7 protein-coding genes are annotated in these 8,404 nt (G+C 72.8%); 1 reads left to right on the top strand and 6 read right to left on the bottom strand.

All coding sequences use genetic code 11. The annotated features are described in order from the left end of the window. Nucleotides 1–10 precede the first annotated feature (10 nt). The 6 genes from ACFWEK_RS15445 to ACFWEK_RS15420 all read right to left on the bottom strand — a co-directional run bounded on the left by ACFWEK_RS15445 (nucleotide 11) and on the right by ACFWEK_RS15420 (nucleotide 7,482). A complete protein-coding gene (locus ACFWEK_RS15445; protein ID WP_430554594.1) occupies nucleotides 11–2,038 on the bottom strand; it encodes an ABC transporter ATP-binding protein in 2,028 nt (675 codons plus the stop codon). Beyond that, complete coding sequence (locus ACFWEK_RS15440) at nucleotides 2,035–3,786, bottom strand: ABC transporter ATP-binding protein (RefSeq protein WP_430554593.1); 1,752 nt, start codon at nucleotides 3,784–3,786, stop codon at nucleotides 2,035–2,037. The genes ACFWEK_RS15445 and ACFWEK_RS15440 overlap by 4 nt, the downstream gene beginning before the upstream one ends. Continuing rightward, complete coding sequence (locus ACFWEK_RS15435) at nucleotides 3,786–4,556, bottom strand: TetR/AcrR family transcriptional regulator (protein WP_430554592.1); 771 nt, start codon at nucleotides 4,554–4,556, stop codon at nucleotides 3,786–3,788. Before ACFWEK_RS15435 ends, ACFWEK_RS15440 begins: the two co-directional genes overlap by 1 nt. A 211-nt stretch (nucleotides 4,557–4,767) precedes the next feature. Next, a complete protein-coding gene (locus ACFWEK_RS15430; RefSeq protein WP_430546258.1) occupies nucleotides 4,768–5,955 on the bottom strand; it encodes an SPFH domain-containing protein in 1,188 nt (395 codons plus the stop codon). 129 nt (nucleotides 5,956–6,084) lie between these two features. Further along, on the bottom strand, nucleotides 6,085–6,558 hold the full coding sequence (locus tag ACFWEK_RS15425) for an NfeD family protein (protein ID WP_430546259.1): 474 nt from the start codon (nucleotides 6,556–6,558) through the stop codon (nucleotides 6,085–6,087). Nucleotides 6,559–6,684: 126 nt separating this feature from the next. Then, on the bottom strand, nucleotides 6,685–7,482 hold the full coding sequence (locus ACFWEK_RS15420) for an ABC transporter ATP-binding protein (RefSeq protein WP_430554591.1): 798 nt from the start codon (nucleotides 7,480–7,482) through the stop codon (nucleotides 6,685–6,687). An 87-nt stretch (nucleotides 7,483–7,569) separates the two neighbouring features. On the opposite strand from ACFWEK_RS15420, the gene ACFWEK_RS15415 reads away from it, so the two are divergent. After that, nucleotides 7,570–8,337: a hypothetical protein gene (locus ACFWEK_RS15415; protein ID WP_430554590.1), complete on the top strand. Its 768-nt coding sequence runs from the start codon at nucleotides 7,570–7,572 to the stop codon at nucleotides 8,335–8,337. The last annotated feature ends 67 nt before the right edge of the window (nucleotides 8,338–8,404 follow it).

The following is an 8,404-nucleotide window of genomic DNA, read 5'->3' as shown; positions in this document are numbered from 1 at the left end:
ATGCTGCAGGTCAGACGCCGGCGGGACCGGCGACCACGTCCTCCTCGTCCACCACGGGGGCGCTGAACTGCGACTCGTAGAGCCGCGCGTAGGCTCCGCCGGCGGCGAGCAGCGTGTCGTGGTCGCCCTGCTCCACGATCTGCCCGTGCTCCATGACGACGATGGTGTCGGCGTCGCGGATGGTCGACAGGCGGTGCGCGATGACGAACGACGTGCGGTTCGCCCGGAGCGCGTTCATCGCCTGCTGCACGAGCACCTCGGTGCGGGTGTCGACCGAGCTCGTCGCCTCGTCGAGCACGAGGATCTCCGGGTCGGCGAGGAACGCCCGGGCGATGGTCAGCAGCTGCTTCTCGCCCGCCGAGAGCGAGGTCGCCTCGTCGTCGAGCAGCGTCGCGTACCCGTCGGGCAGCGTGCGCACGAACGGGTCCACGTGCGTGGCCTCGGTCGCGGCGAGGAACTCCGCCTCGCCGACCGTGGCGCCGTCGCGCACCCCGTACCGCAGGTTCTCCTCGATGGTGCCCTTGAACAGCCATGTGTCCTGCAGCACCATGCCGATCCGCGAGCGCAGGTCGTCGCGCGTCAGGTCCCGGCTGTCCACGCCGTCGAGCGTGATCCGGCCGGAGTCGACCTCGTAGAACCGCATGAGCAGGTTGACCAGCGTCGTCTTGCCGGCGCCCGTGGGGCCGACGATCGCGATCGTCTGCCCGGGCTCCGCCACGAGGTCGAGGTGCTCGATGAGCGGCGTCTCGGGGTCGTAGGAGAACGAGACGTCCTCGAACGCGACCCGGCCCCGCACGTGGTCCAGCCGGCGCGGGTCGGCCGGGTCCGGCTCCTGCTCGGGGGCGTCGAGCAGCTCGAAGACCCGCTCGGCCGAGGCGACGCCCGACTGGAGCAGGTTCATCATCGACGCGATCTGCGTGAGCGGCTGCGTGAACTGCCGCGAGTACTGGATGAACGCCTGGACGTCTCCCAGCGACAGCTGCCCCGAGGCCACGCGCAGCCCGCCGATCACGGCCACGATCACGTAGTTGAGGTTGGCGAGGAAGCCCATCGACGGCTGCATCGTGCCGGAGATGAACTGCGACTTCCGGGAGGCGTCGTAGAGCGCCTCGTTCTCCGCGGCGAACGTCGAGGCCGCCGCCTCCTGGCGCCCGTAGACCTTGACCAGCGAGTGCCCGGTGAACATCTCCTCGACGTGCGCGTTGAGCCGGCCTGTGGCCGCCCACTGCGCCACGAACTGCGGCTGCGACCGCTTGGCGATCTGCATGGTGAGGATCACCGACAGCGGCACGGTCACCAGCGCGACCAGCGCCAGCACCCACGAGATCCAGAACATCATCCCGAGCACGCCGATCACCGTGAGGACGGAGGTCACGAGCTGCGCGAGCGTCTGGGTCGTCGTCTGCGCGACGTTGTCGATGTCGTTGGTCACGCGCGAGAGGATCTCGCCCTTGGCCTGCTTGTCGACGTAGCTCAGCGGGATGCGGTGCAGCTTGGCCTCGACGTCGTCGCGCAGGCGGCGCATCGTGTTCTGCACGGCGATCGTCATGATCCGCGCCTGCAGCCACCCGAAGAGGAACGCCCCCAGGTAGATGGCGATCACCCACACCAGGATCTCGCCGAGCCGGGTGAAGTCGACGCCCTGGCCCGCGACGACGTCGGGCAGCGAGGAGATCAGGCCGGCCTGTGCGCTGTCCCCGGAGGCGCGCAGCATGGCGGCGGCCTCGTCCCCGGTGGTCCCGGCCGGGACGCCGGCCGCGGTGAGGGCCTTGCCGACCACCCCGGCGAAGATGACGTTGGTCGCGTCGCCCAGGATCTTCGGCCCCGCCACGGTGAGCGCCACCGAGACGATCCCGCACAGGGTGAGCAGGACGACGCGAGCCCGCTCGGGGCGCATCACCCCCGCGAACCGCCGGAGCGACCCGCGGAAGTCCATCGCCTTGGCGCCCGGGGCGCCACCCATGCCACCCATGGGGCCGTGGCCGCCGCCACGGGGGCCGCCGGCCGGACGGGCCGGTGCCTTGCGTTCGGTGCTCATGCCGCCTCCTCGAGGGACATCTGGGAGGTGACGATCTCCTGGTAGGTCTCGTTGTCCGCCAGCAGCTCGGCGTGCGTGCCGCGCCCGACGATGCGCCCGTGGTCGAGCACGAGGATCTGGTCGGCGTCACGGATCGTCGCCACGCGCTGCGCGACGACGAGGACGGTCGCGTCCTGCGTGCGCGGCCGCAGGGCGGCGCGCAGCCGCGCGTCCGTGCTGTAGTCGAGGGCCGAGAAGGAGTCGTCGAACAGGTACACGCGCGGGCGCCGGACGACGGCGCGCGCGATCGCGAGCCGCTGGCGCTGCCCGCCGGAGAACGTCGTCCCGCCCTGGGCGACCGGCGCCTCGAGCCCCTCGGGGAGCGCCTCGACGAAGTCGCGCGCCTGCGCGATCTCCAGCGCGGCCCACATCTCGTCCTCGGTCGCGTCGGCCTTGCCGTAGCGCAGGTTGTCCGCCACCGTGCCGCTGAACAGGAACGCCTTCTGCGGCACCAGGCCGAGCTGCGACCCGAGGTCGCCCGTCGCCAGGTCGCGCACGTCCACGCCGTCCAGGAGCACGCGCCCGTCGGTGACGTCGAAGAGCCGCGGCACGAGGTTGAGCAGCGTCGTCTTGCCCGCGCCGGTGGAGCCGATGATCGCGGTCACCCGGCCGGGCGACGCGCTGAACGTCAGGTCGTGCAGCACGGGCTCGTCGGCGCCCGGGTAGCGGAACTCGACGCCCTCGAACGTCAGCTCGCCGCGCGGCCCCTCGCCGTCGGCCAAGGACGTGAGGGAGACCGGCGCGGACGGCTCGGTGACCGAGGTCTCGGTGTCGAGGACCTCGGAGATGCGGCCCGCGGCGACCGAGGCGCGCGGCACCATCATCACCATCATCGTCGACATCATGACGGCCATGAGGATGTACATGATGTAGCTGAGGAACGCCATGAGCGCGCCCACCTGCATCTGGCCGTTGTCGATGCGCTGCGCGCCGAACCAGAGCACGGCGACGCTCGACGCGTTCATGATGAGCATGACCATCGGGAACGCCAGCGCCATGAGCTTGCCGGCGTTCAGCGACGTGTCGTACAGCGCCTCGTTGGTGGCTCCGAACCGCTCCAGCTCGCGGTCCTCGCGGACGAACGCCCGCACCACCCGCAGGCCGGTGATCTGCTCGCGCAGCACGCCGTTGATGGCGTCGATCCGCTTCTGCATCGCCTTGAAGTAGGGCACCATCCGCCACATCAGCAGGCCCATCGCGATGCCCAGCACGGGCACCACGACGAGCAGCAGCGCGGAGAGCTCGACGTCCTCCTGCAGCGCCATGATGACGCCGCCGACCAGCATGATCGGCGCCATCACCATGATGGTGAAGGTCATCAGCACGACCATCATCACCTGCTGCACGTCGTTGGTGGTGCGGGTGATGAGCGACGGGGCGCCGAACTGGCCGAGCTCGCGGGCGGAGAAGCCCTGCACCGAGTCGAACAGGTCGCGGCGCACGTCACGGCCCAGCGCCGTCGCGGCCCGGGCGCCCAGGAACACCGCGCCGATCGCGCAGGCGACCTGGACGAGGCTCACGACGAGCATCCACCCGCCCACCCGCATGATGTAGGCCGTGTCCCCGGTCGTCACGCCGTTGTCCACGATGTTCGCGTTGAGGGACGGCAGGTAGAGGGAGGCGAGCGTCGCGAGCAGCTGGAGCACCAGCAGCAGGCCGACGGCGCCGGCGTAGGGGCGCAGATAGGTCCGCGCCAGGGAGACGAGCATCAGGGCTCCAGGGGGTGGGAGGTACGGGGCGTCGCCGTCCCGGGGGGATTCTCGGACGCGGTGTGCTTCCGGTGCGCAGTGTTCTGCGTCGCGGTGGTCTCGGGCACGTGTTTTTCTGCTCGATCCTCCGCGATGCCGTTGACGAGCGCATCGGCGACCACCCGGGGCGACGGTGCCGGCAGCAGGTGGTCGACGCGGGCGTGCGTGCCGGCGATGCTCGCCTCGACCAGGGCCACCGCGACCTCGATCGGCACCCGGAGGCGGTGCTCGTCGGGCTGCAGCACCCCGATCAGGCCGGCGACCGTGGCCTCGCGCTGCTGCTCCCGCTGCTCCATCAGCTGCGCGCGGAAGTCCTGCACGTGCCCGGGCTCGACCTGGTCGCGCGCCCCGGTGCGGTGGTGCAGCGCGCGCAGCACGCCCATCCAGCGCATGACGTCGCTCATCCGCCGGCGGCCGAGCTCGATGACTCGCTCGAGCCGCTCCTCGAGCGGCGCCTCGCGGTCGATCGCCGCCAGCTCCGCGCGCGTCTCGACCGGCCCGGACGCGCGGTGCAGCCCCTCGACCGCCACCGCGCCGATGAGCGTGTACTTGTCCCCGAAGGCGCGGAACAGCGTGCCCTCGGCGACGCCGGCGGCGTCCGCGAGCTCGCGCGACGTGACGTCGAGGCCGAGCTCGCCGACGAGCGGGAGCACGGCGTCGACGATCGCCGAGCGGCGGTCGTCCGGCGCCATGGGGGCGGCACGACCGGTCGGCGTGGGCGTGGGGCTCATGGGCGCCACACTAAATGAGTGAGCACTCACTCCGCAACGTTGGGCACGACGTCGGCACGGCGTCCGGAGGCCCGTCGACGGCGCCTCCCGCTCCCTCGACCCCTTCCGCCCCGTTCCGTGCGGCTCCGAGCACGCACGACGGGAGGGCCGCCACCCTGGGGTGACGGCCCTCCCGTCCGATCCGTGCCGCGCGGTGGCGCCTCGCGGCGTCCTACTGCTGCGGGTCCTCCGGCTCGCCACCGAGCGAGCGCGGCTGCGCCCCGGGCGACGGCGGCGCCGTCGGGCCGTCCGACGGCCGCTGGCCGCGCTCGGCGGACGGGTCGAACGGCGCACCCGACCGGGTGCCCGCGCTGGTGGCGTCCGCCGTGGCGGCCTCCGCCTGGCGCCGCGCCTCCGCGAGCGCCTCGCCCGGGTCCTCCAGGGCCTGCGCGGGAAGCGACGACGGCCGCGGCCGCGGCTCGGCGGCGCCCTCGTCGTCGGCGGGCGGGGTGGGGATGCCGGGGGTGCCGGGCACGCCGCCGAAGCCCTTGGCGATCGAGCCGAGCGCCGCGGTGAACTCCGTGGGCACCACCCACAGCTTGGACGCGTTGCCGTTGGCGATCTCCGGCAGCATCTGCAGGTACTGGTAGGCCAGCAGCTTGGGGTCGGCGTCGCCCTCGTGGATGGCGCCGAACACCTGGAGGATGGCGCGCGCCTCACCCTCGGCCTGGAGGATCTTCGCCTGGGCGTCGCCCTCGGCCCGGAGGATCTGGGACTGCTTCTCGCCCTCGGCCGTGAGGATCTGCGACTGCTTGACACCCTCGGCCGTGAGGATCGTGGCGCGGCGGTCGCGCTCGGCGCGCATCTGCTGCTCCATCGCGCCCTGCACGGAGGCGGGCGGCTCGATCGACTTCAGCTCGACGCGGTTGACCCGCACGCCCCAGCGGCCGGTGGCCTCGTCGAGCACGCCGCGCAGCTGACCGTTGATCTGGTCGCGGCTGGTGAGCGTCTGCTCGAGGTCCATGGACCCGACGACGTTGCGCAGCGTGGTGACGGTGAGCTGCTCGATACCGGTGATGTAGTTCGCGATCTCGTAGACCGCCGACTTCGGCTCCGTCACCTGGAAGTAGATGACCGTGTCGATGCTCACCACGAGGTTGTCGCTCGTGATCACCGGCTGCGGCGGGAAGGACACGACCTGCTCGCGCAGGTCGACGCCGGCGCGGATGCGGTCGACGAACGGCACCAGCAGGTGCAGCCCGGGCTCGAACGTCTTGTTGTAGCGGCCGAGCCGCTCGACGATCAGCGCCGTCGCCTGCGGCACGATGCGCACGGCCTTGACCAGCGCGACGATCAGCACGATCGCCAGGATGATGAGCACCACGTAGAGCACGATGGTGCCGGGTTCGGTATCGGACACGTCGGTCCCTTCTGTCGACACTGTCGACGACCCTGTCGACGTCGTCGACATCGGACGGTTCCGCCGGTCCCCCCGGCGGGTCGTGCAGACCCCGGGCCGGGCGGACGGACCGCCGGCACCCGGGGGACGTCAGGCGGAGCGTTGCTCGTGCGTCGTGGCCACCGGCGCGACGACGGCGGTGGCGCCGTCGATCCGCACGACGCGCACCTCGGCGCCCACGGGCACGCGCCCGGTGGAGTTCGGGATGCCGTCGTCCTCGAGGCGGGCGCTCCAGACCTCACCCTGCAGCTTGACGCGGCCGCCCGTCTCGGTGACCTCCGCGAGGACGAGGGCGGTCCGGCCGACCTGGCCCGCGGCGTTGGTCTCGACGAGCGGGACGCGCTGGCGCAGGTGGCGCAGCAGCCACGGGCGCAGCGTGAAGAGCAGGAGCACGGACACGACGCACGCGACGACGATCTGCAGCCAGAGCTCGCCGCCCGCGGCGGCCGTGACGGCCCCGCCGAGTGCGCCGCCGGCGAGCATGATCAGCACGAGGTCCAGCGAGAGCATCTCGATCGCGGCGAGCAGCAGTGCGCCTCCGACCCACCACAGCCAGGAGTCCATGGACCTCTCCCCTCGTCGTCCCCCCACGGGGGCATGTGGTGCCGGACGAGCCCTCAGGGAAGAGACGCCCCCGCCACCAGGTTTTGCACAGACTTTACCAAGCCTGAGACGACGCGGGAAGCCGTTTCAGCGACCGGCGGGTCGCGCCGCGCGGGCCAGCCAACGGCCCCCGCCGTGGGCGACCATGAGGGGCGTCCCGAACGCCTGCGAGAGGTTGTCCGCGGTGAGCACCTCCTGGATCGGGCCCGCGGCCTGGATGCCGCCACGCTTCATGAGCATGAGGTGCGTGAACCCCGGCGGGATCTCCTCGACGTGGTGCGTCACGAGCACCAGGACCGGCGACGCCGGGTCGGCCGCGAGCTCGGCGAGCGCCCCGACGAGCTCCTCGCGGCCCGCGAGGTCCAGGCCCGCCGCGGGCTCGTCGAGCAGCAGGATCTCCGGGTCGGTCATGAGGGCACGGGCGATCTGCACGCGCTTGCGCTCGCCCTCCGAGAGGGTCCCGTAGAAGCGGTCCGACAGGTCGGCGACGTCGAACGCCGCGAGCAGGTCCTTGGCCCGCTGCTCGTCGAACTCCTCGTACGTCTCCTGCCAGCGGCCGGTCACGCCGTACGCCGCCGTGAGCACGACGTCGCGCACGGTCTCGCTGCCCGGGATGCGGTCGGCGAGGGCCGCGGACGCGAAGCCGATCCGCGGGCGCAGCTCGAAGACGTCGACGCGGCCCAGCCGCTCGCCCAGGAGCTCGGCCGTGCCGGCCGTGGGGTGCGAGCGCGCGGCGAGGATCTGCAGCATGGTCGTCTTGCCGGCACCGTTCGGGCCGAGGACGACCCAGCGCTCGCCCTCGTTCACCTGCCAGTCCACGGCGTCGAGGATGGTGGTGGTACCGCGTCGAACGGTGACGCCCTGCAGGTCGAGAACCGCGCTCATGAGGCCCGACCCTACCCGAGCCGCGCGCCGCGACCGGCCCGCGACCCGGCCTGCGACGACGGCGCCGGGACGTCTACTGTGAGGGCCGTGGAGACCGACCCGACCGCGCTGCCCCGCAGCGTCGTGCTGGCGCTCTGGCTCGCCACCACCGGCGCCGCACCCGGCGTCGTCGTGCGCAGCGTGCAGGGCGACGACGAGCCGCACGGCGTCGTGGGGATGCCGGGGCGGGAGGACGACGCCGACCTGCGTGCCCTGGTGACCGCCTGGCTCGCCGGGCCCCGCGAGGTCTGTGCCCTGCTGCCCGCGCCCGGCGACCTCGGCGGCACGCCCGCCGCGGTCAGCGCCGAGGCCACCGACGCCGGCGAGTGCGTGATGATCACCACCCCGGCCGGGTCGTGGGCCGCGGTCCCGTCCGTCACGGCGTTCGGCAGCGCGCTGGAGCCGGGCCACCTCGTGGTCTGGCAGGTGCGGCCCGTGCCCGCCTGGTCGACCCACGTCGCCGGGACCCTCGGTTCGCTCGCCGACGCCGAGCAGGAGCTGCGCACCAGCCTCGTCACCGCGACCGACGCCCTCGACGCCCTCGACGTCGCCCGGTGGCGCGACGACGCCGCGGACGCCATCGAGCGGCTGCGCGGCGGCAGCACGGACGGCTGGCCCGTGCCCGCGCTGGACGGCCGCCGGGCCCGGGTGCTGCAGCTCGCCACCCGGCTGCTCGCGATCGTCGACCTCGCGACCGTCGACGACGGCGGCGCCGTGAACCTCTGGCAGTCGGACCAGCGGTCCACCGCCCTGCGCGAGGTGGAGCGCACCGCCCGGCACGCCCTCAGCGCCGCCACCTACGCCGCGGTCCGCTGACGGTCCGACGGCGCGCGTGGCGCCCGGTCAGCCCGCGAGGACCGACCGGTAGACGTCGAGGGTGCGC

The sequence above is a fragment of the Isoptericola sp. NPDC060257 genome (genome assembly GCF_042726645.1).
GTDB classification, from domain to species: domain Bacteria; phylum Actinomycetota; class Actinomycetes; order Actinomycetales; family Cellulomonadaceae; genus Isoptericola; species Isoptericola nanjingensis.
Note: the sequence above shows the minus strand (reverse complement) of the source record. Positions and strands in the feature narration are given on the sequence as shown.

Bases quoted from the DNA above. Each gene is read 5' to 3' on its own strand.
- ACFWEK_RS15445 (WP_430554594.1), bottom strand. From the start codon at position 2,038: ATGAGCACCGAACGCAAGGCACCGGCCCGTCCGGCCGGCGGCCCCCGT.
- ACFWEK_RS15440 (WP_430554593.1), bottom strand. From the start codon at position 3,786: ATGCTCGTCTCCCTGGCGCGGACCTATCTGCGCCCCTACGCCGGCGCC.
- ACFWEK_RS15435 (WP_430554592.1), bottom strand. From the start codon at position 4,556: ATGAGCCCCACGCCCACGCCGACCGGTCGTGCCGCCCCCATGGCGCCG.
- ACFWEK_RS15425 (WP_430546259.1), bottom strand. From the start codon at position 6,558: ATGGACTCCTGGCTGTGGTGGGTCGGAGGCGCACTGCTGCTCGCCGCG.
- ACFWEK_RS15420 (WP_430554591.1), bottom strand. From the start codon at position 7,482: ATGAGCGCGGTTCTCGACCTGCAGGGCGTCACCGTTCGACGCGGTACC.